Origin of the sequence: Streptomyces sp. NPDC048516, assembly GCF_043199875.1 — a bacterium.
Taxonomy (GTDB): Bacteria; Actinomycetota; Actinomycetes; order Streptomycetales; family Streptomycetaceae; genus Streptomyces.
The window spans coordinates 151,995-174,830 of the sequence record NZ_JBICWS010000007.1 but is presented as its reverse complement, the minus strand read 5'-3'; the positions used below and the strand labels follow the sequence as shown (position 1 = coordinate 174,830).

19 protein-coding genes are annotated in these 22,836 nt (G+C 73.1%); 6 read left to right on the top strand and 13 right to left on the bottom strand.

The features are described 5' to 3' along the window. Positions 1–38: 38 nt before the first annotated feature. From ACGFR7_RS16550 to ACGFR7_RS16535, 4 genes are all read right to left on the bottom strand, one after another. Entirely contained in the window at positions 39–2,444 is a 2,406-nt protein-coding gene (locus ACGFR7_RS16550) for an ATP-binding cassette domain-containing protein (protein ID WP_393318978.1), read from the bottom strand. A gap of 194 nt (positions 2,445–2,638) precedes the next feature. Then, positions 2,639–2,995, bottom strand: a complete 357-nt coding sequence (locus tag ACGFR7_RS16545) for a VOC family protein (protein WP_328387618.1) — start codon at positions 2,993–2,995, stop codon at positions 2,639–2,641. Positions 2,996–3,202: 207 nt separating this feature from the next. Further along, entirely contained in the window at positions 3,203–5,749 is a 2,547-nt protein-coding gene (gene pepN, locus ACGFR7_RS16540; RefSeq protein WP_393318975.1) for an aminopeptidase N, read from the bottom strand. A 349-nt stretch (positions 5,750–6,098) separates the two neighbouring features. After that, entirely contained in the window at positions 6,099–6,986 is an 888-nt protein-coding gene (locus tag ACGFR7_RS16535) for a helix-turn-helix domain-containing protein (RefSeq protein WP_393319416.1), read from the bottom strand. 215 nt (positions 6,987–7,201) lie between these two features. Between ACGFR7_RS16535 and ACGFR7_RS16530 the strand changes: the two genes are divergently transcribed. Continuing rightward, positions 7,202–9,010, top strand: a complete 1,809-nt coding sequence (locus ACGFR7_RS16530; RefSeq protein WP_393318972.1) for a beta-galactosidase family protein — start codon at positions 7,202–7,204, stop codon at positions 9,008–9,010. Positions 9,011–9,049: 39 nt separating this feature from the next. On the opposite strand, the gene ACGFR7_RS16525 is transcribed toward ACGFR7_RS16530, so the two are convergent. The 5 genes from ACGFR7_RS16525 to ACGFR7_RS16505 form a co-directional block, all read right to left on the bottom strand. After that, positions 9,050–12,202 carry an endo-alpha-N-acetylgalactosaminidase family protein gene (locus tag ACGFR7_RS16525; RefSeq protein WP_393318969.1) on the bottom strand — a complete coding sequence of 1,051 codons (3,153 nt, stop codon included), beginning with the start codon at positions 12,200–12,202 and terminating at the stop codon, positions 9,050–9,052. A gap of 253 nt (positions 12,203–12,455) precedes the next feature. Beyond that, positions 12,456–13,616, bottom strand: a complete 1,161-nt coding sequence (locus ACGFR7_RS16520; protein ID WP_393319414.1) for a sensor histidine kinase — start codon at positions 13,614–13,616, stop codon at positions 12,456–12,458. 71 nt (positions 13,617–13,687) lie between these two features. Beyond that, the gene (locus ACGFR7_RS16515) at positions 13,688–14,371 is read right to left on the bottom strand and encodes a response regulator (protein WP_393318967.1); all 684 of its coding nucleotides are present in this window, start codon (positions 14,369–14,371) and stop codon (positions 13,688–13,690) included. A gap of 189 nt (positions 14,372–14,560) precedes the next feature. Further along, on the bottom strand, positions 14,561–14,737 hold the full coding sequence (locus ACGFR7_RS16510) for a hypothetical protein (protein WP_393318964.1): 177 nt from the start codon (positions 14,735–14,737) through the stop codon (positions 14,561–14,563). 368 nt (positions 14,738–15,105) lie between these two features. After that, positions 15,106–15,915, bottom strand: coding sequence for a S1 family peptidase (locus tag ACGFR7_RS16505; RefSeq protein ID WP_393318961.1), 810 nt, complete (start codon positions 15,913–15,915; stop codon positions 15,106–15,108). Positions 15,916–16,180: 265 nt separating this feature from the next. On the opposite strand from ACGFR7_RS16505, the gene ACGFR7_RS16500 reads away from it, so the two are divergent. After that, positions 16,181–17,077: a hypothetical protein gene (locus ACGFR7_RS16500; protein WP_393318958.1), complete on the top strand. Its 897-nt coding sequence runs from the start codon at positions 16,181–16,183 to the stop codon at positions 17,075–17,077. A 70-nt stretch (positions 17,078–17,147) separates the two neighbouring features. Here the strand turns inward: ACGFR7_RS16500 and ACGFR7_RS16495 are convergent, their stop codons facing one another. Further along, a complete protein-coding gene (locus ACGFR7_RS16495) occupies positions 17,148–17,843 on the bottom strand; it encodes an alpha/beta fold hydrolase (protein ID WP_393318955.1) in 696 nt (231 codons plus the stop codon). Between the two features lie 140 nt (positions 17,844–17,983). Beyond that, positions 17,984–18,718 (bottom strand): MBL fold metallo-hydrolase, encoded by a 735-nt coding sequence (locus tag ACGFR7_RS16490; RefSeq protein WP_393318952.1) that lies wholly within the window; start codon positions 18,716–18,718, stop codon positions 17,984–17,986. A 203-nt stretch (positions 18,719–18,921) separates the two neighbouring features. Here ACGFR7_RS16490 and ACGFR7_RS16485 point away from each other — a divergent pair, with 203 nt between their 5' ends. Next, the gene (locus ACGFR7_RS16485; RefSeq protein WP_393318949.1) at positions 18,922–19,410 is read left to right on the top strand and encodes a hypothetical protein; all 489 of its coding nucleotides are present in this window, start codon (positions 18,922–18,924) and stop codon (positions 19,408–19,410) included. A gap of 80 nt (positions 19,411–19,490) precedes the next feature. Beyond that, complete coding sequence (locus ACGFR7_RS16480; protein WP_393318946.1) at positions 19,491–19,967, top strand: PPOX class F420-dependent oxidoreductase; 477 nt, start codon at positions 19,491–19,493, stop codon at positions 19,965–19,967. 64 nt (positions 19,968–20,031) lie between these two features. Here ACGFR7_RS16480 and ACGFR7_RS16475 read toward each other — a convergent pair whose 3' ends face one another. Continuing rightward, positions 20,032–20,754, bottom strand: coding sequence for an SDR family NAD(P)-dependent oxidoreductase (locus ACGFR7_RS16475; protein WP_393318943.1), 723 nt, complete (start codon positions 20,752–20,754; stop codon positions 20,032–20,034). A gap of 68 nt (positions 20,755–20,822) precedes the next feature. Between ACGFR7_RS16475 and ACGFR7_RS16470 the strand changes: the two genes are divergently transcribed. Next, complete coding sequence (locus tag ACGFR7_RS16470; RefSeq protein ID WP_393318940.1) at positions 20,823–21,404, top strand: MarR family winged helix-turn-helix transcriptional regulator; 582 nt, start codon at positions 20,823–20,825, stop codon at positions 21,402–21,404. Here the strand turns inward: ACGFR7_RS16470 and ACGFR7_RS16465 are convergent. Continuing rightward, the gene (locus ACGFR7_RS16465; RefSeq protein WP_393318937.1) at positions 21,382–22,179 is read right to left on the bottom strand and encodes an ArsR/SmtB family transcription factor; all 798 of its coding nucleotides are present in this window, start codon (positions 22,177–22,179) and stop codon (positions 21,382–21,384) included. The genes ACGFR7_RS16470 and ACGFR7_RS16465 overlap by 23 nt on opposite strands. 67 nt (positions 22,180–22,246) lie before the next feature. On the opposite strand from ACGFR7_RS16465, the gene ACGFR7_RS16460 reads away from it, so the two are divergent. Beyond that, positions 22,247–22,819: a hypothetical protein gene (locus tag ACGFR7_RS16460; protein WP_393318934.1), complete on the top strand. Its 573-nt coding sequence runs from the start codon at positions 22,247–22,249 to the stop codon at positions 22,817–22,819. Positions 22,820–22,836: the final 17 nt, after the last annotated feature.

Here is a 22,836-nt window from a genome sequence, read left to right as displayed (position 1 = left end):
TTGGCCGCGCGGGCCTGCCGAAGGGGGTCTCCCCCGGGTCAGGTGCCGACGTAGGCCGCGAGGTGCTCGCCGGTGAGGGTGGAGCGGGCGGCGACGAGGTCGGCGGGGGTGCCCTCGAAGACGATCCGGCCGCCGTCGTGGCCGGCGCCGGGGCCGAGGTCGATGATCCAGTCGGCGTGCGCCATGACCGCCTGGTGGTGCTCGATGACGATGACCGACTTGCCGGAGTCGACGAGCCGGTCGAGCAGGCCGAGCAGCTGCCCGACATCGGCGAGGTGGAGGCCGGCGGTCGGTTCGTCGAGGAGGTAGACGCCGCCCTTCTCGGCCATGTGGGTGGCCAGCTTGAGCCGCTGCCGCTCGCCGCCGGACAGCGTGGTGAGCGGCTGGCCGAGGCCGAGGTAGCCGAGCCCGACGTCGGCGAGCCGGCCGAGGATACGGTGCGCGGCCGGCGTGCGTGCCTCGCCGTCGCCGAAGAACTCTTCGGCCTCGGTCACCGACATCGCGAGCACCTCGCTGATGTCGCGGCCGCCGAGGTGGTGGTCCAGGACCGATGCCTGGAACCGCTTCCCTTCGCACTCCTCGCAGGGGGAGGCGACACCGGCCATCATCGCCAGATCGGTGAAGATGACGCCGGCGCCGTTGCAGGTGGGGCAGGCACCCTCGGAGTTGGAGCTGAACAGTCCCGGCTTCACGCCGTTGGCCTTGGCGAACGCCTTGCGGATCGGGTCGAGCAGTCCGGTGTACGTCGCCGGGTTGCTCCGTCGTGAGCCGCGGATCGGGGCCTGGTCGACCGACACCACGCCCTCGCCGGCGGCCCCCGCCCGCCCCGGCAGCGACCCGTGGACGAGCGAGCTCTTTCCGGAGCCGGCGACGCCGGTGACGACGGTCAGCACCCCGAGCGGGAGGTCGACGTCGACGCCGCGCAGGTTGTGCGTCGTCGCGCCGCGGATCTCCAGCCTGCCGGTGGGGATGCGCACGGTCTTCTTGACGGCGGCCCGGTCGTCGAAGTGGCGGCCGGTGACGGTGCCGCCGGCCCGCAGCCCCTCGACGGTGCCCTCGAAGCAGACCGTGCCGCCCGCCGCACCGGCGCCGGGGCCCAGGTCGACGACGTGGTCGGCGATCGCGATGGTCTCCGGCTTGTGCTCCACGACGAGCACCGTGTTGCCCTTGTCCCGCAGCCGCAGCAGCAGGTTGTTCATCCGCTGGATGTCATGGGGGTGCAGGCCCGTGGTGGGCTCGTCGAAGACATAGGTGGTGTCGGTGAGCGAGGAGCCGAGGTGGCGGATCATCTTGACGCGCTGCGCCTCGCCGCCCGACAGCGTGCCCGACGCCCGGTCGAGCGAGAGGTAGCCGAGGCCGATCTCGGTGAACGAGTCGAGCGTCTGTTGCAGCGCGGTGAGCAGGGGCGCCACCGACGGCTCGTCGAGGCCGCGGACCCAGGCGGCCAGGTCGCTGATCTGCAGGGCGCAGGCGTCGGCGATGCTGATGTCGCCGATGCGTGACGACCGGGCCCCCTCGCTGAGCCGGGTGCCCTCGCACTCGGGGCAGGTGGTGAAGGTGACCGCCCGCTCCACGAACGCCCGGATGTGCGGCTGCAGCGCCTCCTTGTCCTTGGACAGGAACGACTTCTGGATCTTGGGGATCAGCCCTTCGTAGGTGAGGTTGACGCCCTCGACCTTCACCTTGGTCGGCTCCCGGTGGAGGAAGTCGTGCATCTCCTTCTTGGTGAACTTGCGGATCGGCTTGTGCGGGTCGAGGAGGCCCGACTCGGCGTAGACCCGCACGGTCCAGAAGCTGTCGGACTTCCAGCCGGGGATGGTGAACGCGCCCTCGGCGAGCGACTTGGAGTCGTCGTAGAGCTGGGTGAGGTCGATGTCGGAGACCGTGCCGCGGCCTTCGCAGCGCGGGCACATGCCGCCGGTGCGGGTGAAGGTCGCCTTCACCGCCTTGCGGGCTCCGCGCTCGACGGTGATGGCACCGCTCGCCCGGACCGAGGGGACGTTGAAGGCGTACGCGCCGGGCGGGCCGATGTGCGGCTTCCCCAGCCGGCTGAAGAGGATGCGCAGCATCGCGTTGGCGTCGGTGACGGTGCCGACGGTGGAGCGCGCGTCGGCCCCCATCCGCTGCTGGTCGACGATGATCGCGGTCGTCAGCCCTTCGAGGACGTCGACCTCGGGTCGGGCCAGGGTCGGCATGAAGCCCTGCACGAAGGCGCTGTAGGTCTCGTTGATCAGCCGCTGCGACTCCGCGGCGATGGTGTGGAAGACCAGCGAGCTCTTGCCCGAGCCGGAGACGCCGGTGAACACCGTCAGCCGGCGCTTCGGGATCTCGATGCTGACGTCCTTGAGGTTGTTCTCGCGCGCGCCGTGCACGCGGATCAGATCGTGACTGTCGGCGGCGTGCGGTGCGGGCGACTGCGGGTCCGTCCTCGTGACCTTGCTCATCGTGTCTCCATCCGGGAGGAGGGGCCGCCTTCGCGGTCTCCGTCGGCGTCGCCTGGTTCGGTCTGACCGGCTCCGAGCGTAACGTCTGATTTTGCTGTGCCGGAGGGGTCGCGCAACGGGCGGCGCCCACCGCGCCCGTCTGACCGGCGGCGGCCGGCCGGGCCGGCACGAAGCCCGCCCGGCCGGCGCGGCGCTCAACGGTCCTGAAGCAGCCCGAGGACGTTGCCGTCGGGGTCGGTGACGGTGGCCACCAGGCGGCCGCCGCCGACCTCGTGCGCGGGCTCCTTCACGGTGGCGCCCGCGGCGGTCACCTCGGCCAGCTTCGCCTCGATGTCCGGCACGTGCCAGTAGGCCACCGGTGCGGTCATGCCCTGCGGTCCGCCGCCCGGCACCAGTCCGATGTGCTGGCCCGCGGCCTCGAAGCCGACGTAGTAGGACTCGTCGGCCTGCGGCGGCACGCCGAGCAGGGCGGCGTACACCGCCTTGGCCGTCGCCAGGTCGGACACGGGGTGCAGCACGGTCTTGATTCCCTGGGTGGCAGAGCCGGTCATGGTCACTCCTGGAGTCGTGGGGCAAATAGCCCGGTATGTCCCATCGAGCTTAAGGACGAACGAGATGCCCGGGTACCGACATGCCGGACCGGCCGGTCGCCCCGGCCGTGAGCGGGGCGACCGGGGTGTCCCTCCGTATGCCGTGCCCTGCTGCCGGGAGGCGGGGCGCGGGGCAGGAACCGGAACAGGGTGGGAAGAGGGCCCCGGCTAGGCGCCCCCGGCCGCGGCGCGTACCTTCAGCGCCCTGCGCAGATCATCGAGCTGGTCGATGAGCTTGCGGCGCAGGGCGGGTGCCGGGTCGCCGTCGGTGAGGCAGGCCTCGCCGCGCCGGAGGGTGTCCTCCTCGACGAAGACGGCGGGGAAGGCGTAGCGGCCGGCGGCATCGGCGAGGGCGGGGCCGCGGGCGGCGGCGAGGGCGGGGACCTCGGTGAAGTAGCGGGCGACGTACGGGCGGAGCAGGTCGTGCTGTTCGGGTGCCCAGAAGCCGGTGGCGGTGGCGGTGAAGAGGTAGTTGGACAGGGCGGCTGTGCCGTCGGTGGTGAACAGGGCGTCCCAGGCGGCTTGTTTGGCGGCCGGGTCGGGGAGCGCGGCGCGGCAGCGGGCGGCGCCCTCGCGGCCGGTGGCGCTGGGGTCGCGGGCGAGTTCGGCGTCGATGGCGGCGCGGAGTTCGTCGAGCGGCGACGCGCCGAGGGTGGCGAGCCGGCCGAGGATGCGCCAGCGCAGTTCGGGGTCGAGGCGGGGGCCGCCGGGGACGCTGCCGTCGTCGAGCCAGTCCTGGATGCCTTCGGGAGTGGTGGCGCTGTCGATGAAGGTGCGGACGGCGGTGAGCCGCAGCCCCGCTTCCGAGCCGTGTTCGGGGCCTTCGGTGCGGCGGAGTATGTCGCGGCTGAGGGAGGTGAGGGTGGCGAGGGCGGTGCGGCGTTCGGTGCGGGGCAGGTAGCGGTCGGCGATCTGGGTGCGGGCGAAGGCGAGGACGCCTTGGACGACGGCGAGGTCGGTTTCGTAGGGGAGGTGGGTGCGGGCGGCGTCGAGGTAGGCGGCGGGGGCCAGTTCGCCGTCCCGGACCATGTCGCGGGCGGCGTTCCACACCACGGCGCGGGTCAGCGGTTCGGGAAGTCCGGACAGGGCGCCGAGGGCGGCGTCCCAGGAGACGGGGTCGAGGCGGACCTTGGCGTAGGTGAGGTCCTGGTCGTTGAGCAGGAGCAGGGCGGGGCGGCCGCCCGTGGCGGAGTGGCCGCCGCCGTCGGGCACGTCCCAGGACAGCGGCTCGCGCGGGACGAGGCGGCCCGGGGTGGTGCGGTCGTGGTCGTAGAGGCCGACGGTGAGCCGGTGCGGGCGGATGCCGTCCTGGCTTCCGGTCTGCTCGACGGACACGCTCCAATGGCCGTCCGCGCCTTCTTCCACGACGGGGGTCAGGGTGTCGACTCCCGTGGTGCGCAGCCAGCGCCCGGCCCAGGCGTGGACGTCGCGGTCGGTGGCGCGGGAGAGCGAATCGATGAAGTCGGCGAGGGTGGCGTTGCCGAAGCGGTGCCGGGCGAAGTGGTCGTTGATACCGGCGAGGAAGTCCTTCTCCCCCATCCAGGCGACGAGTTGGCGCAGTGCGGAGGCACCCTTGGCGTAGGAGATGCCGTCGAAGTTGGTGAGCGCCGAGGTGGTGTCGGGGACGTCCTCGGGGGCGGGGGCGACGGGGTGGGTGGAGGGGCGCTGGTCGGCGTCGTAGCCCCAGCCCTTGCGCGCGATGGCGAAATCCGTCCAGGTGTCCTTGAAGCGAGTGGCTTCGGCCAGGACCTGGTAGCCCATGTATTCGGCGAAGGACTCGTTCAGCCAGATGTCGTCCCACCATTGGAGGGTGACGAGGTCACCGAACCACATATGGGCCATTTCGTGGGAGACGACCATGCCGCGCGTCTGGCGTTCGGTGTCGGTGACGGCGGAGCGGAAGACGAATTCGTCGCGGAAGGTGACCAGGCCGGGATTCTCCATGGCCCCGGCGTTGAACTCGGGGACGAAGGCCTGGTCGTAGGAGTCGAAGGGGTAGGGCTCCTCGAAGATCTGGTGGTAGCGGTCGAAGCAGCGCCGGGTGAGGTCGAGGATTTCGTCGGCGTCGGCGTCGAGGTACGGGGCCAGGGAGCGGCGGCAGTGGAGGCCGAAGGGCAGTCCGGCGTGTTCGGTGCGTACGGAGTGCCAGGGTCCGGCGGCGACGGCGACGAGGTAGGTGGAGATCAGCTGGGTGGGGGCGAGGGTCCAGTGGCCGGGGTCGCCTTGGGTGGCGATGCCGTTGCCGAGGACGGTCCAGTCGGCGGGGGCGGTGACGGTGAGGGCGAAGACGGCCTTGAGGTCGGGCTGGTCGAAGGCCGCGAAGACGCGCTGGACGTCCTCCATGAAGAGCTGGGTGTAGGTGTAGGTCTCGCCGTCGGCGGGGTCGGTGAAGCGGTGCATGCCTTCGCCGGTGCGGGAGTAGCGCATGGTGGCGTCCACGCGTAGTGCGTGCTCGCCGGGGGTGAGGCCGGTGAGCGGGAGGCGGTTGCCGTCCAGGGCCGCGGGGTCGAGGGGGCGGCCGTCGAGGGTGGCGGAGTGCAGCTCGGCGGGTTTGACCTCGACGAAGGTGTCGCCGTCTGCGTGCGCGGTGAAGTGGATGACCGTACGGGAGGCGAAGTGGTCCTCGCCCCGGGTGAGGTCGAGGGCGATCTCGTAACGGTGGACGTCGATGAGCCGGGCTCGGGTCTGCGCCTCGTCGCGCTGCAGTGCGGGCATGACGTCATGCTGCCGTAACGCGGGTGGGCGGTGCATCCCTGTTCTGCGGGGTGAGGTGGGGGCGTTCGTTGTCTGCGGGTGCGTTGGGGCCGGGCGCGCAGTCCCCCGCGCCCCTGTGGGGCGCGCACCGGCCGTTGTTCGGTGCGGCTGCGTGGGGCTCGCTCTCGGGCGGCTTAAGTGGTTGCCGCGGGGGTCGGAGGGGACGCACCGGAGCCCGTCCGACCCACCACCCACAACGAATAGGCGAACCGGCCCCAGCCACCGGCAACCCGCACCCGGCCCACGCAGCAAAGCGACCCCGTGCCCGGCGCCGGCCACGGGCCACGCGCACGGATTCAGCCAGCCCCCGTCAGCCGTTCCACCCCCTGACCAGGGGCGGGTCATCCGGGTCGGGGACCTGTGTGGACCAGCCGCCGGGTACGTTGCGGACCTGGCGGTCGCGGAAGCGTACGGGGGCGGTGCCGACCCGCCGGGTGAACAGGCGGCTGAAGTACGCCGGGTCGTCGTAGCCGACCCGGCGGGCCACCGCCGCCACCGGGAGTTCGGTTCCCGCCAGGAGTTCCTTTGCGCGGCCCAGGCGTATGCCCAGCAGGTAGTCCTTGGGGCTGCAGCCGGCGCCGCGGCGTACGGCGGTGCGCAGCTCCACGGGGGTCATACCGTGCCGGGCGGCGTGTTCGGCGACCGAGAGCGGGAGGAAGGCGTCCCGGGCGAGAGCCTGGAGGACCGGGTCCCCGTCGGCGTCGGTGTCGGCGCGTGCCCTGCGCAGGGCGACGAGGAGTTCGTGGACCGCGGCCGAGGTCTCCACCTCCAGCAGGGGGTTGCCCCGCCGCGCCGCGCGGGCGATCCGTCCGATGGCGGTCCGGGCCGGCCCGGTGTCCGCGAGCGGTACGAGCGGGCGGTCCGGTTCGATGTAGCCGAGTTCGGTGTAGGTCGCGGCGGCCGGCCCGGTGAAGTCGACGAAGCTCTCGTCCCAGCCGGTCTCCGGGTCGGCGCCGTAGTGGTGCGGCACCCCCGGCATGATCCACAGCAGGGCGGGGGCGGTCACCGCACGGCGCCGGCCGTCGGGGGCGGTGAACCAGCCGCGGCCGGCGCTGATGACGATGGCGACATGGTGGTCGAGGGTGCGCGGACCTACCGTGGGCAGGGTGCCGTGCTGGAGACCGACTCCCAGGCACACCAGGCCGAGCCGGTGGTGGACCGGGCTCGGGGTGAAGTAGCGCATCCAGGTGTGGTACACGTCCGGGCCTCCCGTCGCTCCGTACCGCTCCTCCGCTCCGTACCGCTCCGCCGCTCCGTACCGCTCCGTCGGACCGTCGGACCGTCGGACCGTCGAACCGTCCAAACAGATCCGATCTTTGTCCATGGACCGTCACACCGCCAGAGGGCAAGGGTGACCGGTGACCGGGTGCGCCCGGCCGGTGGCGCACGGGAGACGACACAGGGGCGGGTGACGTGACGCAGTTCGAGGCGGGCGAGCGGGACTTCATGCTGGACGGGCGGCCGGTGCGGCTGCTGTCCGGGGCGATGCACTACTTCCGCGTGCACGAGGCGCAGTGGGACCACCGCCTGGCGATGCTGCGGGCGATGGGCCTGAACTGCGTGGAGACCTATGTGCCGTGGAATCTGCACGAGCCGCGGCCCGGCGAGTTCAGGGACCCGGAGGCGCTGGGGCGGTTCCTGGACGCGGTGCAGGCGGCGGGGCTGTGGGCGATCGTCCGCCCGGGACCGTACATCTGCGCGGAGTGGGAGAACGGCGGGCTGCCGCAGTGGCTGACCGGGCCGCTGGGGCGGCGGGTGCGGACGCGGGATGCGTCGTATCTGCGGGCCGTGGACGCCTGGTTCGGGCGGCTGCTGCCGCAGGTCGTGGCGCGGCAGTGCACGGCGGCGGGGCCCGGCGGCGCGGGCGGCGGGCCGGTGATCATGGTGCAGGCGGAGAACGAGTACGGCTCGTACGGCAGCGACGGGGTGTATCTGGCGCACCTCGTGGAACGGCTGCGGGCGCTGGGGGTGCACGTGCCGCTGTTCACCTCGGACGGGCCCGAGGACCACATGCTCAGCGGTGGTTCGGTTCCTGGCCTGCCGGCCACCGTCAACTTCGGTTCGGGGGCCGGGGAGGCGCTGGCGGCGTTGCGGCGCCATCAGGACCGGGGGCCCTTGATGTGCATGGAGTTCTGGTGCGGGTGGTTCGCGCACTGGGGGCAGGAGCACGTGCCGCGCGCTCCGGAGGATGCCGCGGCGACGCTGCGGGAGATTCTGGAGTGCGGCGCTTCGGTCAATATCTATATGGCGCACGGCGGGACGAATTTCGGCGGGTGGGCGGGGGCGAACCGCGCGGGCGAGCTGCATGACGGGGTGCTGCAGCCGACGGTCACCTCCTACGACTACGGGGCGCCGGTCGATGAACGCGGGCGTCCCACGGAGAAGTTCTGGCGGTTCCGCAAGGTGCTCGCCGAGTGGGCGGACGGGCCGTTGCCCCGGGTGCCGGAGCCGCTGCGGGTGCTGGCGGAGCCGGTGTGTGCGGTGGTCGGTGAGTGGGCGTGCGCCGGGGACGTGATGGAGGTGCTGGGCGGTGCGGAGAGGGAGGGGGGCGCTCCGGCCACGTTCGAGGAGCTGGGGGTGGACCGGGGCGTGGTCCGCTACCGGGTCGGGGTACCGGGGCCGCGTGGCCCCCGTCCGCTGCGGGTGAGCGGGCTGCGGGACCGGGCGGTGGTGTGGGTCGACGGGGTGCGCGCGCCGGTGGTGGACACCGAGGACGCCGTGCTCGGGGAGGTGGCCGGGCCGGCGTCGGTGGAGTTGTGGGTGGCGTCGCTGGGACGGGTCAACTACGGGCCGCGGCTCGGTGAGTCCAAGGGGATCACGGGCGGGCTGCTGCACGAGCGGCAGTTTCTGCACGGCGTGCGGTCCCGGGGACTGCGGCTGGATGCGATGGAGGAACCCGGGGCGTTGGCCAACGTTCCGTTCCGGGAGGTGGAGGAGGCGGGCGGGGCCGCGGGGCTGTACCGGGGGACGGTGACGGTGGCCGGGCGGCCCGGGGACGCCGATCTCGCGCTGCCGGGGTGGCATCACGGTTTCGCCTGGATCAACGGTTTCTGTCTGGGGCGCTATTGGGGTCTCGGGCCGCAGCGGACCCTGTACGTCCCGGGCCCGGTGCTGCGCGAGGGCGCCAACGAGCTGCTGTTGTGGGAGTGGGAGGGCGCCCCGGCCCTGGTGGGTGACGAGGCGGGGGCGCCCGGTCTGTATCCGTGCGCGGGCGGGCGCTGAGCGGTCCCTGGGGCGGCGGGGGCGCCGCCCCAGGGCGCGTCAGATCTCGCGTACCTCGAAGGAGTCCAGGACGAACTCCGCGGTCGCGTCATCGGCCACCTTGCGCAGCCCCACCCATGCCTCGCCGTCGGCCGGTGCGGTGAACTCGTAGGCGTGGGTGGCGGGTTGGGTGGCGACGGGCAGCGGGGTGCGGTTCAGTTCGCGGGAAGCGGGTGTGTCGACGGCGGTGACCCAGGCGTACTGGCCGGCCTTCTCGTTCTCGTAGCGGAAGGTGACGCGGTAGCGGCGGCCGGGGGTGAAGCGGACGGTGTGCGGAACCGTCCGGTAGACGAGTCCGGTGTTCTCGCCGCGTGACTTGAGCGACTGGCCGCCGTCGATGACGTCGTCGATGGCCTTGCCGTTCCAGCCGCGCCGGGTGAACGGGGCGTGCCGCTGGGCGATATGGGTGCGGGGGTCGGTACTGCCGCCCGCGTCACCCTTGACGAAGACGCCCCAGCCCTGGGGCACGTGCTCGAAGTCCTCGTAGGCCAGGGTGCCCTGCTTGGTGGTGGGCCGGGCCGGTACGACGCGGAGGTTGTCGAACCTGACCCGGGCCCGGCCGGCCGCCGCGGTGAGGGTGAGGGTGACCGGGCCGCCGCCCCCGGGGACGGTGAAGTGGGTGAAGAGGCGCTGGAAGCGGGTGCCGGACTTGCGGTCGGCGGCGACGTAGTTGCCGGCGGTGGAGGTGTCGGTCCAGTTGGCGGCGGTGACGCCGTCGGCGGTACGGACCTCCAGGGCGGCCCGTCGCCGCTCCCCCGCCGTGGCGCCGACCTCGACCTGCACGGAGGCGGCGTAGCTGCCGGGAGCGAGCCGGGCGAGTCGTTGGGCGACGGTGGCGGCGGTGCCGGCGTCGATGACCAGCTCGTAGTCGCCCGTCTTGCTGAGCCGGACGGAGGCCGGTCCGGTGACCTGCCGGCCGGCGAGGTTCCCGGAGTGGAAACCGGGGTCGGTCAGGGGTGTGCCCTCGCCCCAGACGGGGTCGCGCTGCACCGGGGCTTTGGCGCGGTGCACGACGTAGGCGACACCGGGCCGGGCGGTGAGGGTGATCTTGCCGCCGCTGACGGGGCGCCGGGTCTCCGCGGTACGGCCCTGGTCGGTGAGCCGGTAGGCGTAGACGGCGGCCGCGCCCGCCCAGCCGCGCGGCAGCGTCCAGGTGGTGGTGCCGCCGTGCGGGTTGTAGTGGTAGAGGCGGTGCGGGTCGGTGGCCCGGCGGGGTTCCCAGGGGAGCAGGTAGGTGCCGTCGTCGTAGACCAGCCGGCCGTCGGTGGTGATCTTGCGGGTGCCCTCGGCGTCGCTGACGGAGGTCTTGGTGGGGCCCTCGAAGGTGATCTCGTGGGCGTCCCAGGTGCTGATCGGGTACGCCTGGAGGTACTTGGCGGGCAGGGCGTCGGTCCAGATGATCGTGTGGAACGCGTTCCAGTCGGTCTTGCCCACCCAGCCCTCGAAGTTGCCCATCCGGGCGTTGCCGAGCAGCGTGGGCCATTTGTCGGCGAAGACGTCCTTGTGGTGGTGGCGCAGGAAGCGGATGAGCCGGGAGTTGATGCCGCGGGAGGTGTCGGGGCCGTAGTCGGTCTCGTTCGCCCAGTGCGACCACAGGGCGGAGCGCTCCAGGCCGTGGCCCCATTCGGTGGCGACCTGCCAGCCCTGGTCGCGCAGGTGGCGCTGCAGCCGGTCGGAGTTCCAGCCGGACTCGCGGAAGACGTCGAGGTAGACGGTGTTGAGGGCCGGGTCGGTCTCCTTGCGCAGTTGCGCGAAGCGCCGGGCGATGTCGCCGGAGAGCAGATCGCGGCGGGCGTCGATGCGGTAGGACTGGTCGAGCCAGTCCCACTGCTTGTCGTTCTTGTCGACCAGCTTCTCGGAGAAGGCGTGGGCGACGGGGTAGGACTCGGTGGCGTTGACGTGCACCGCGAAGTCGCTGTTCCACTTCTTGCCGGCGCGGAGCAGGGCGTTGAGGTCGGCCAGGCCGCCGGCCCGGGTGTTGTAGTTGCCGCCGTAGTCGGGGTGGGCGGAGTCGTGGCCTTCGGACTGGTAGCCCTTGAGGAGGGTGAACTGCCGCAGCCCGTCGGTGGCCAGGGCGATCCGCTTGATGTGGTCGAGGGTGGCGAGGAACGGGTTGGTGGCCTGGCTGGCGAAGTTGAACGGGATGTGCGGGACGACCCGCAGATGCTGTGCGTCGGCGCCCAGCGGCATGACCATGATGTCGCGCAGCGCGATGGCGGCGTCCTGCCAGTCGGTCTTCCCGTCGCCGTTGCGGTCGCCGGTGACGATGACGGTCGCGTACGGCAGCGGGTCGGTGGCGCCGGGGGCGCCTCCCGCTCGTGGGGGTCCCCCCGGTCGAGCGAAGTCGGGAGTGGGGGAGGAGTCGGGAGTGGGAGACGGCTGCCCGGCCGCCCTGTGGGTCCACTGGCCGCAGGACAGCTGGGCCTTGACGAAGCCGTCGCCCTTGACGGTCTGCCGCCAGAGGCGGCCGTTCTCCCAGCTGGTGGCCCCGGTGGGCCGGTCGTAGCAGGTGTTGGTCTCGACGGCGCCGGCCAGCGCGTCGGTGGCGACCACGGCGTAGGCGCATCCGGTGGGTGCGGCCTCGGCGGGGGTGGCGTCGGTGACCTGTACCAGGGTGTCGCCGCTCTTGGCCTTGTCCAGTTCGATCCGGGCGGCCAGCAGGACGGCGCCGGGCTGGTCGCTGCGGACGCTCAGCAGGGCGAGGCCGGGAATCTCCAGGGTGCCGATGCGCAGCGCCGGGGTGTCGGTGATGCCGGTGACCCGCCAGGTCGTGCGCCGGTCCCGGACGGCGATCTCGACGGTGATCCTGGTGCCGCCGTCGAAGCCGAGGGTGTAGGTGGCGCGGTCGGCGCGGGTGCGGTGGGTGACGCGGGGGGTGTGGGCGGTGCCGTCGAGAAGGACCTGGGTGACCGGGGTGTCCTGGCCGTGCAGGACGGCGCCGGTGCCGCGGTCGGTGTAGGAGACGATCCGGGGGAAGGCGCTGTCGACCCGGACCTCCAGCGCCTCGGACCGGAGCACCGCCTCGCCTCCGCGGGGTGCGGCGGTGGCGGAGTGCGTCCCGAGCGGGAGGGCGCCCGCCGCCCCGGCGAGCGCGGTGGCGGCGACGACGTTTCTTCGGCTGGGCCCGCGCGGGGCGCCGGTCTGTTCGTTCACGCGCACGTCCTCCTTCGTACCTGCACTGCCTGTCGGCGGACAGCGTGCTGCGCGTGCGGGTGGTGCGCCTATGGACAAAGGAGGGGCAGGTGTTGGACAGATGTGGGGCGCCGTCGGGGGCGGCGGGGGCGGGCGGGAAGCGGGGCGGTCCGGCGGCCGGTGCGGCGGGAAGCGGGGCGGACCGGGGGGAGCGGGGGCGGCCGGTGCGGCGGGAAGCCGGTGCGGCCCGTACGGCCGGTGCGACCCGGGGGCCTCAGGCCGTCGCCCCGCTGTCGAGGGGCAGTACGGCGGTGAGTTCCCAGCCGCCCTCGGCCGCGGGGCCCGCGAGGAGCCGTCCGCCCATCGCCTCGGCCCGTTCGGTGAGCCCGGCCAGTCCGAAGCCGCCGCCGCGGGCCTGTTCGCCGAGGCGGGCCGGTCTGCCGCCGTCGTTGGCGATGCGCAGCTCCGCCCCGAAGGGGACGGACCGCAGGCCGATCCGTACCGCCGTGGCATCCGCCGCGTGCTTGCGGACATTGGTCAGCGCCTCGCGGACGATGCGGTAGACCGCCGCGGCCACATCGTCGGGCAGCGTCTGCGCCAGGCCGGTGTCGACGGAGAGGACGACCGGCGGGCCGGTGCGGGCGAACGCCTCGGTCAGCGCCCGGACCTCGGCGAGCCCGGCGACCGGGTGGGGGTGTGCCCCGTCCTCGCGCAGGACCCGCACCAGCCGGCGCATCGCGCCCAGCGCCTCGCTGCCGGAGGCCTCGATCCGTTCGAGGGTGGCACCGGCCGGCCGGCCTTCGAGAGCGGTGAAGCGGGCGGCGCGGGCCTGGACGACGATGCCGGTGACATGGTGGGCGACCAGGTCGTGCAGCTCCCGCGCCAGCTCCAGGCGCTCGGCGGCCCGGACGGCCGCGAGATCGCGCAGCCGCCGGGCGTCCTGCCGGCGCCAGATCGCCGCATACGCGGCGACGACCACGGTCAGCACGGCGGAGACGACGGTGAACAGCCCCGGCCGGACGTCCCGCAGCGGGGCGAGCACACAGGCCAGGCCCAGCAGCGGACCGAGGACGGCGGCGGTGCGGCCGGGCGCCCGCCGGACCACGGCGCCGAGCAGGACGAGCAGGGCGATGCCCTCGCCCAGGCCCCACACGTCCCGTGCGTGCGGTCCGGCGATCAGCACCGCCGACGCGGTGAGGGAGACCGCGGCCGCGGTCCACACCCGCCCGGTCAGCGGGATCCGGTCGGAGGGCACCGCACACAGACCGACCACGGTGCCGGCGGCCGTCACGATCAGGTGTGGCCGGGCGGGCTGGTGTGCCGTCGCCAGGGTCTCGAACCCGACGAGGAGCAGCAGTGCCACCGCGAGGGCGGCCCGGGCGGCGACGGTTTGCCGCGGACGGGTCTTCGCCCCCCGTGCCGGCCGGCTGCCCAGGGCGGCCCACCGGGCGCGCACCGGGATGCGGCCCGGGACGCGCCGTGTCCCGGTGCGCTCGCCGTGCTCGCTCACGGGCCGCCGGAGGACAGACCGCTCTCCCAGGCCCAGAAGGCGATCTCGACCCGGTTGCGGGCGTCCAGTTTGGTCTGCACGTTCGCCAGATGGGACTTGACCGTGGACAGCGACAGATACAGGGCGCCGGCGATCTCGGCGTTGGTCCGGCCGCCGGCCAGCGCCCGGACGACATCCCGTTCGCGGCCGGTCAGCGGCTCGGAGGGGGTGCGGGCCGGCGCCCGGCCGTTGCCGCCGGCCGGGGACAGCTCACGCAGCAGCCGGGCGGCGACCGAGGGCGAGAGCAGGGAGTGGCCGACGGCGGCGGCCCGAACGGCCTCCACGAGCAGCGCGGGGCTGGCGTCCTTGAGCAGGAAGCCCGAGGCGCCGCCGTCCAGCGCGGCCTGCACGTATGCGTCCAGGTCGAAGGTGGTGACGATGACGATCCCTGGGGTGTGCCGGACCTCGGGGCCGCCGGGCGTGCGCTCGGTCAGCCGCCGGGTGACCTCCAGCCCGTCGGTGCCGGGCATCCGGATGTCCAGCAGCAGCACATCGGGGCGCAGCCGCTCGACGGCCGCGAGGGCGGCCTCGCCGTCGGTGGCCTCGGCGACGACCTCGATGTCGGGCCGGCTCTCCAGAACCGTCCGGAATCCCATCCGGACCACTTCCTGGTCGTCCGCGATCACCACGCTGATCGGCATGTCGTTCCTCCTGGGCGCCCTCGGGGTAGCGGGCCGGTCTCCGTCTCTCCGGGCGGCGTCACCGTCTCCCCTCCGGACGGCGTGTCCTTCTTCCCTCCGGGCGGCGAGTCGTTCTCCCCTCCGGGCGGCGGTGTTCGGGCCGCCGCGGCCGGGGACGGCCCGGTGCGCCCGGCGGCGGGAGCCTGCCGATCAGCCCCGGACCGCGTTCGGGTGGTCCTCGGCGGGCAGCTCGACGGGGTTGTCCGGGCCGCCGAGCAGCACATAGGCGAGGGTGGCCGCGGAGGCGGCGAGGAGCAGCGCGGCGAGGACCGTCGCTCGGTGGCCGCGGTCACGTGCCGGGGGTCGGGGGCGGGGCTCGTTGCTCATACCGTTCACGGTAGGAAGCAAGTCGCGGGTGGCCCATAGGCCGTCCGGTCATCCGTGACGGCACAAGGCCCGGCCGCGGGCACGAGCTAGGTCCCGCGGCGGACGGACCAATGGCCGTGGCGCGAAGGGACCAAGGTCCCGGACCGAGGCCGGTGGCTTCGGACTCCGCCGAAGGGCCCGGGGATCCACCGCGGATCCCCGGGCCCTTCGTGCAGGTGGTGCGGTTCGCGTGCCGTGCTCCGTGTGCGTGCCGTGCTCCGTGTGCGTGCCGTGCTCCGTGTGCGTGCCGTGCTCCGTGTGCGCGTGGTACGGATCGCGTACGCGGTGTCCGGATCGCTTACGCGGCGCGGATCGCGTACGAGGCGCGGTCAGCCGCCCAGTTCGCCCGCGGCCTTCTTGATGTTCGCGGCGAACGTGCTCACCTCGCTGTAGACACCGGGCTTGCCGGGGCGTGCGCAGCCCTCGCCCCAGGAGACGATGCCGACCTGGAGCCACTGCCCGGCGTCGTCCTTGCGGAACATCGGGCCGCCGGAGTCGCCCTGGCAGGTGTCGATGCCGCCGGTGTCCAGCTTGCCGGCGCAGATCTCGTCGCCGGGCGTCAGCTGGTCGCCGTAGGCCTTCTGGCAGGCGGCGTCATCGACGAACGGCACGGTGGCCTTGAGGAGGTAGCGCTGCTGTTCGCCGCCCTCCTTGTCGGCGCCCCAGCCGGCGATGGTGAAGTCGCCGTTGTTGAGCTTGTCGTCCTCGGCGATCTTCAGCGTGGGCTGGTCGATCGGCTTGGCGAGCTTGATGAGTGCCCAGTCCTTGCCCTTGCCGTTGTAGCCGGGGGCCTGGAGGACCTTGGTGGAGTTCACCTTGACGGCGTGCGAGTCCTCCAGGTCGGCCGCACCCGCGGTGGCGGTGATGGAGGTGTTGTCGCCGCTGCCGTCGACGCAGTGCGCCGCCGTGAGCACGATGTCCTTGGCGTACAGGGCGCCGCCACAGCCCATCGACAGCCGGACCATGAAAGGGAATTCACCCTGGTCGGCCTTGGTGCCGCCGACGACCTTGGTGTGGACCGAGCCGGACGGGCCCGCCGAGGGGGCGGCAAAGGCCGAGCCGGGCTGGAGGCTGACGGCGGCCAGGGCGACGGCACCGAGGGCAAGGGATCTTTTGAGGGGCTTCCGGTAGCTGCGCAACGGGCTTCCTTTCGTGGGGGGTTGCACGTCGATGACGAGCCCATGCCAACACCGGAGCCGGACGTGGCCGCCGCAGAAGGTGTGTGGAGGACGGCCGCACGCCGCAAGGCGACCGGACCCAGTGGGGGATGAGTCCGTAAAGCGCCCTGTGATTATGTGGAGTGGCCGATCGGGGTGACAAGAGTGCGCATCCGGCCAACTCGCTTACCCCACGGGCCCCGTACGGCCCATACCGGACTTTCCCGGCCCCCCGTACAGTGGCCGGGTGACCACGGGCGGCAGTGACATCGAGCACGGATTCCCCCATCTCGACACGGTGCGCGCGGCCGTCCATGCGCTGTTCAAACGCCTGTCGTACGACACGGTGAGCACCTTTGCCACCAGCGTGCTGCCGGTCGATGCGGCCTTCGACGAGACCGAGGATCTGCACCTGGGGGCACAGCGGATCGCCCGGGCCATGCTCCGCCAGCTGCATCTGCCGGACGCGCGGACGGTCATCACGTTCCGGGAGATGGAACACGCCGCGGCGGTCGAACTCACCGCCGGGCCCGAGTACTTCATCGAGCTCAACGACCGCTTCAAGAAGCACCGCAAGGACATCGGCGCCGCGCTGGCCCATGAGGTGATGCATCTGTGCCTGCACCGCCTGGACCTGTCGTTCCCCGGCACCCGGGACAACGAGATCCTCACCGACACCGCGGCCGCGTACCTCGGCGCGGGCTGGCTGCTGCTGGACGCCTACCGCGAGCACGGCCCGTTCTCGCAGAAGCTCGGCTATCTGACGCCGGAGGAGTTCGGCTATGTCCTCGCCCAGCGGGCCGAGTTCTTCGGCGAGGACCCGTCGCCGTGGTTCACCAGCCCGCAGGCGTACGACGCGTACACGGCGGGCGCGGCACGGGCCCGCCGGGACGCCCGCCGGCCGCCGCTCGCCGCCGCCGGCTGGGCCGCCCGGCGGCGCTACGCCAAGGACCGCCGGGCGGCGCAGGATCCGCGGCGCACCGGCCGCCCGCCCGCCACCGCCGACTATGCCTTCGAGGGCCCGCCGCCCCTGCGGGTGTCCTTCCCCTGCCCCGCCTGCCACCAGCGGATCCGCGTCCCGGTCCGTGGCCGCCTGCAGGCCCGCTGCGGGCTGTGCAAGACGCTGCTGGACTGCGATACGTGACGGAGCGGCGGCCGGCGCCCCGGCCGGGCCGGGCCAGGCCGGGCCGCCGGAGCCCGGAGCGGTGTCTGCCCTAGACCCACCCCTCCAGCCCCGCCATGAAGCCGTCGAAGTCGTCGCGGTGGATGGTGTGTCCGACGCCGGGCACCGTACGGACCTCGAAGCCGCGGCCGGTCAGCTCGTCCGCCGCCTGCTGGGAGAAGAGGAACCCCTCCCCCGCGAACTGCACCAGCGACGGGACGACCGGCTTCTCGGGCACATGGTCCTGTCGGTGGACGGCGGACAGCGCGAGGGCGGTGGCGGTGTCCCACTGCGCGATCGTGGCCAGCTCGATGTCGAGGTCGGTGTCGTTCCAGCGCGGGTTGAAGGTGCGCAGCATCGCCCGGTCGGCCCCTTTGAACGCGACGAACAGGCCCGGATCGACGGGCTCCTGGAACCTGGGGAACGACCAGGCCGGGTCGCTGTAGACGGCCCGCCGCGGCTGCAGCCGCTCCACCGCCAGGGACAGTGCCAGGCCGCCCAGTGAATGTCCGATGACGAGCTCGGGGGCGGCGGGCAGGGTCTCCACGAGGTCTTCGGCGTACCGCTCGGTGTCGTAGTCGCCGCGCGGGCTGCGGCCGTGGCCGCGCAGATCGACGGCGAGGACGCGATAGCCCCGGTCGGCGAGCGCCGGAGCGACGCGGTGCCAGGTGCGGTGATCGGACATCAGCCCGTGGACCAGCACCGCGGTCCGCTCGCCGGTGCCCCACTCGTGGGTGTGCAGTTGCATGCCCGTGTCTCTCCTCGCATTCCGCGCTCGCCCGCCTGCCGGTGCTCCCCGGTCCGGTGGCCGGGGCCCGGGCCGCGCCCGCGCGAGATTACCCGTGTCAGCAGGCGGCGGGGATGCGCCGCGCCCCGCGCGGGCACCGTTCAGAGCCAGTCCTTCTCCGGTGTGGCGGCGGCCAGTACGTCCCGGGCGCCGGTGCGCAGGGGGACGCCGTGCGGTACGCAGACCGTCTCGACGTCATCGAGGGCGGCGAGCCGCCGGAAGGACACGATGGCCTCCTCACGTGCGACGTTGAAGGGGCCGAGGACCGCGCGGCGGCCGTCGGGGTCGGTGCCGATGATGTCGCCGGGGAAGAGCAGCCGGCTCGCGGGGAGGTGCAGGGCGATCCCGCCGGGGGTGTGGCCGGGGACGTGCAGCACCCGCACCTCTTCCCCCCAGCCGTCGAGGGTGTCCCCGTCGTGCAGGACGATATCGACCTCGGCGTGGCGCAGCGGCGGCGTCCCGGCGGCCGCCAGGTTCACCATGATCCCTTCGTGCAGGGCCTGTTCCGCGGGGGTCGGCACCGGCGTGGGTTCGGGGGCGGTGCCGCGGATGTACGGGGCGTCGAGCGCCCCGGCCAGGACGCGGGCGCCGGTGGCGGCGGCCAGATCGGCCGCGGAGCCCATGTGGTCCAGGTGGGAGTGGGTGAGCACGATCTGCCGCAGCTGTTCCGGACGGCCACCGAGCGTGGCGAGGGCGTCGAGGATGGCGGGGGCCGAGCCGGGGAGGCCGGTGTCGACCACCGCGTAGCCGTCGTCGGGGAGGGCGACGAGGTACACGTGCCCTACGGGGAAGGGGAGTTGCCAGACGGTGGGGGTGAGCTCGGTGAGGGTGTCCATGGCTCGGACGCTAGCGGGCGGACGGTCCGCCGCCGCCACTGTTTCGCCGTGGGCGGACCGGGTTTCACGGTGGACGGACCGGACGGCGACGCGGCGTCTCCCCGGCCCCGGCGGCACCGTCAGCATCCACGGCAACGGCGGAAAGCGGCCGGAACCTGTCTTGCGCCTGGCACGTCCCATCCGTGACACAAGGAGGCAATGTCATGCGAGGATCCCACCTCTCCCGCACCCGTACCTTCACCGCCGTGCTCGCGCTGGCGGCAGCCGGCGCCGTCGCACTGTCCGGCTGTGGCCAGAATCAGCAGAAGGTGACCCCCGCGGTGCCGCCGAAGAAGCAGGATGAGTTCGAGCGGCGCGCGGACCAGATCGTGCACGACTGGCCGAAGGTCTCCCCCGTTCACGGCCGCCGGCAGGCGCTGCTGCCGCTGGTCGCCGCGCAGCGCCCCGAGAAGACGGGGGCACGGGAGATCACCGTCACCGTCGGGCACAGCGCCTGCGATGCCCGCTTCGGGGCGCGCAGCCAGGAGTCGAAGGACCTTGTGGTGATCACCGGCTGGGGCAAGCGCAAGAGCGCCAAGGGGATGTGCACCGAGCAACTGGCCACCGACAAGGTGACCGTGCACCTCAAGAGCGCGCTGGACGGCCGCAAGGTCGTGGACGCGGCGACGGGCAAGCAGCTCCTCAAGGGCTGACCGGCGGGTGCGGCGTGAGCGCGCGCCCGCTCCGCGGTTCGCCTGCGCGCGCACTCCGCCCACCCCCTAGGCTCACCCGCATGAGCCCTTCCATCGCCCGCAACACCCGCGTCGAGCTGCCCGGACTGCTGGAGTTCGTCCGCCCCCGTCACCGCGCGATCCTGCTCACCCGCCGCGGCGACGGCACCCCGCAGGGCTCGCCGCTGACCTGCGGGGTGGACGACTCCGGACGGCTGGTCATGTCGACGTATCCGGAGCGCGCCAAGGTCCGTAACGTCCGCCGGGTCTCGTCGGTCAGCGTCATCGTGCTGTCCGACGAGTGGAATGGCCCGTGGGTGCAGATCGACGGCGAGGCCGAGGTCATCGACGCCCCGGATTCGGTCGAGCCGCTTGTCGAGTACTACCGCAACATCGCCGGGGAGCACCCGGACTGGGACGAGTACCGGGAGTCGATGCGCCGCCAGGGCAAGTCGCTGATCCGGGTGACGCCGCTGCGCTGGGGGCCGGTGGCGACCGGCGGTTTCCCGGCCCGGCTCGCGGAGGACGGCGACGCGTAGGCCGTGCCGCCGCGGCCCGGCGCCCGGACCGGTCCTGGCCGAGCCGAGCCGAGCCGGGGAAGCCTCAACGGGTGCCGCGGGTACCGCCGTTGACGTTCAGCACCTGGCCGGTGATGTGCCGGGCCGCCGGTGAGGCAAGGAAGGCCACCGTGCCGGTGATGTCGGCGAGGGACCCGGCGCGGCCCACCGCCGCGGCGGCCACCAATTGGTCGCGCCGCTCGTCGGTGAGCTGGTCGCGGAAGAAGTCGGTGCCGGCGATATAGCCGGGCGAGACGACGTTGGTGGTGATGTCGCGGGGGCCGAGCGTCCGGGACAGCCCGATGTTCCAGGAGGCAAGGCCGGCCTTGGCCGCTCCGTAGGCGCCGTTGCCGTGGTCGGCGGCGATCGATCCGAGGTGGACGACCGCGCCGCCGGCCGCGAGCCGGTCGTCCAGCGCCCTGGTGGTCAGCGCGGCGCTGAGCAGGTTGGCGTCGAGGTTGGCACGGAAGTTGCGGGCGTAGGCCGCCAGGTCGGCGGCGTCGTCCGCGTCGAGGTCGGTGTTGCCCCCGGCGTTGTTGACCAGGACGTCGATCCGCTCGGGGAGCCCGGCGAGCAGCGCGGTGAGCGCCCGGGGGTCGGTGTGGTCGCACACCAGTGGGCGCACGGTCCGGCGGCCGGCTGCTGTCTCGTCGAGCGAGCCGGGGCGCCGGCCGGTGACGATGACGTCGTCACCGGCGTCCGCGAAGTGGTGGGCGACGGCGCGTCCGATGCCGGTGCCGCCGCCGGTGACCAGGATGGTGCGTGACATATGCTGAGCTCCGTCCATCACGTTCAGGTCTAAATTTAGAGCTGAACGTACCATCCCCGGGAGGGCCCGTGACAAGAGACTTCGAGGCGGGGGACGACTCCGGCCACCCGGCGGCCCCCGCTTCCCCGTATCCCGTCGAGGAGATCGCCGCCGCCTGGGAACGGGAACGCCCCGGCACCCCGGTCTCCTCCATCGGCATCGTGACGCCGATCTGGCAGCTGGCGAAGCTGCTGGGCGACGACCGGCGCCGGGTGCTGGCCGGCGCCGGGATGGACCCGGCCACCCTCGATCTGCTCAGCGTGCTGCGCCGCAGCGGCGCGCCGTACACCCTGACCACCCGTGAACTCAGCCGCCGCTCCCTGGTCACCGCGGGGGCGATCTCCCAGCGGGTGACCCGCGCCGAGCGCGAGGGGCTGGTCACCCGGCGGCCCGGCGAGGGCCGCCCCCGCACGGTCCTGGTCGAGCTGACCCCGGCCGGCCACGAGAAGGTCGAGGCCACGGTCGGCGAAGTACTGCACCGCGAGGCCGAGTTGACCGACGGCCTGACCCCCGGGCAGCAGAAGCAGCTCGCCGGGCTGCTGCGGATCCTGCTCCAGGACACCCAGCGCAAGCTCGGCGACGACCGGATCAGCCAGGTCGGCGAGGACTGAGCGCCCCGGGGCCGCCGGGCGGCGTCGGGGCGAAGCCGAGGGAGGGGAACAGCGCCTCGTCGGGCAGTCCGAGCTGCGCGCGGAAGGCCGTACGGCCCGCCGCGGTGACGGTGAGGATGCGGGTGGCGACGGCCTTGACGACCCAGCCGCGCTCCAGGGCGTGCCGGTAGAGGGCGGCGCCGACCGCGCCGGAGAGGTGCCGGCGGCGCACCGTCCAGTCGAGGCAGGTGCGGACATGAGCCCGGTGGGCCGCCGAGGGACCGGTGTCGGGGATGCCGAGAGCGGTCAGCCAGCCGGCCCCGTCCACGGTCAGCACCGGGCCGTAGTCCCGCCCCAGCAGGCCGCGTTCGGTCATCGCCTCGACGATGGCGACGCCGAGCGCACCGGCGATGTGGTCGTAGCACGTCCGGGCGTGATGCAGGGCCCTGCGGTGGTTGGCCTCGGCCAGGGAGCGGACCGGGACCTGGCGGTAGGGCGCCAGACCGGCAAGGTTCTCCAGGGTCTCCGCGGCCTCCGGTCCGGCCAGGCGTACGTAGCGCCGCCGCCCCTGCCGTTCCTCGGCGAGCAGGCCTCCGGCGACCAGGAGGTTGAGGTGTTCGGTGGCGGTGGAGGGCGCCACCGCGGCGTATTCGGCCAGTTCACCGGCGGTCCAGGCGCCGCCGTCGAGCAGGGCCATGCAGATGGCGGCACGGGTGCGGTCCGCGAGCAGCGCCGCGAGGGCGGCCAGATCGGGGGTCTCCGCGACGCTTTCCTGATCGGCGTCCCATCGTTTCATGTACACAGAGTAACCTCTGATAACATTTCGGTGAGCACCGAATCAACCGGCTTCTATCCTCAAGGCCATGAAAGTCGCGCTGGAGAAGAGCAGTTCGGTCGTCCCGGCGCTGCTGTCCACGGAGAACGACGACGGGACATTCGTGCTGGTCGAGCTGCGCATCCGGTGGGAGCTCGGGCCGGTCGTCAGCGTCTGGCTGCCGGCCCGCGGCCGGACCGCGCGGAATCTCGCGGTGCGCCCGGACGTGGTCTTCAATCTGCCGCCGGACGGAGCGGGAACCGAGGAGGAGCCGGGCGGCATGCCCTGCTCCACGGATGCGCCGTGGACGGAGCCGTCCGAATTGGTACGGCCGCCCCGACTGGCGCACTGCCCGGTGCAGTTGGAGGCCCGCCGGGTCGGAGAGCGGACGGTCACCGACGGGGCGTGGACGCAGATCGAGGCGCAGGTGCTGCGGGTGCATGCCGATCCGCGGTGGGTGGTGCCGCTGTGCGGCCAACGGCCCGACCTGGATGCCTGGCGTGCGCCGGTGCACGATTTCCGGCCGTCGGGCACTCCCCCGCCACCGGCCGTACCGGCGCCCGCACGGGAAATGGCCCGGCAGTTGGGGAGGCGCTTCCCCGCCGGGAGCGGCGGCGCGTAGCGCGCCCGGGGCGCCGG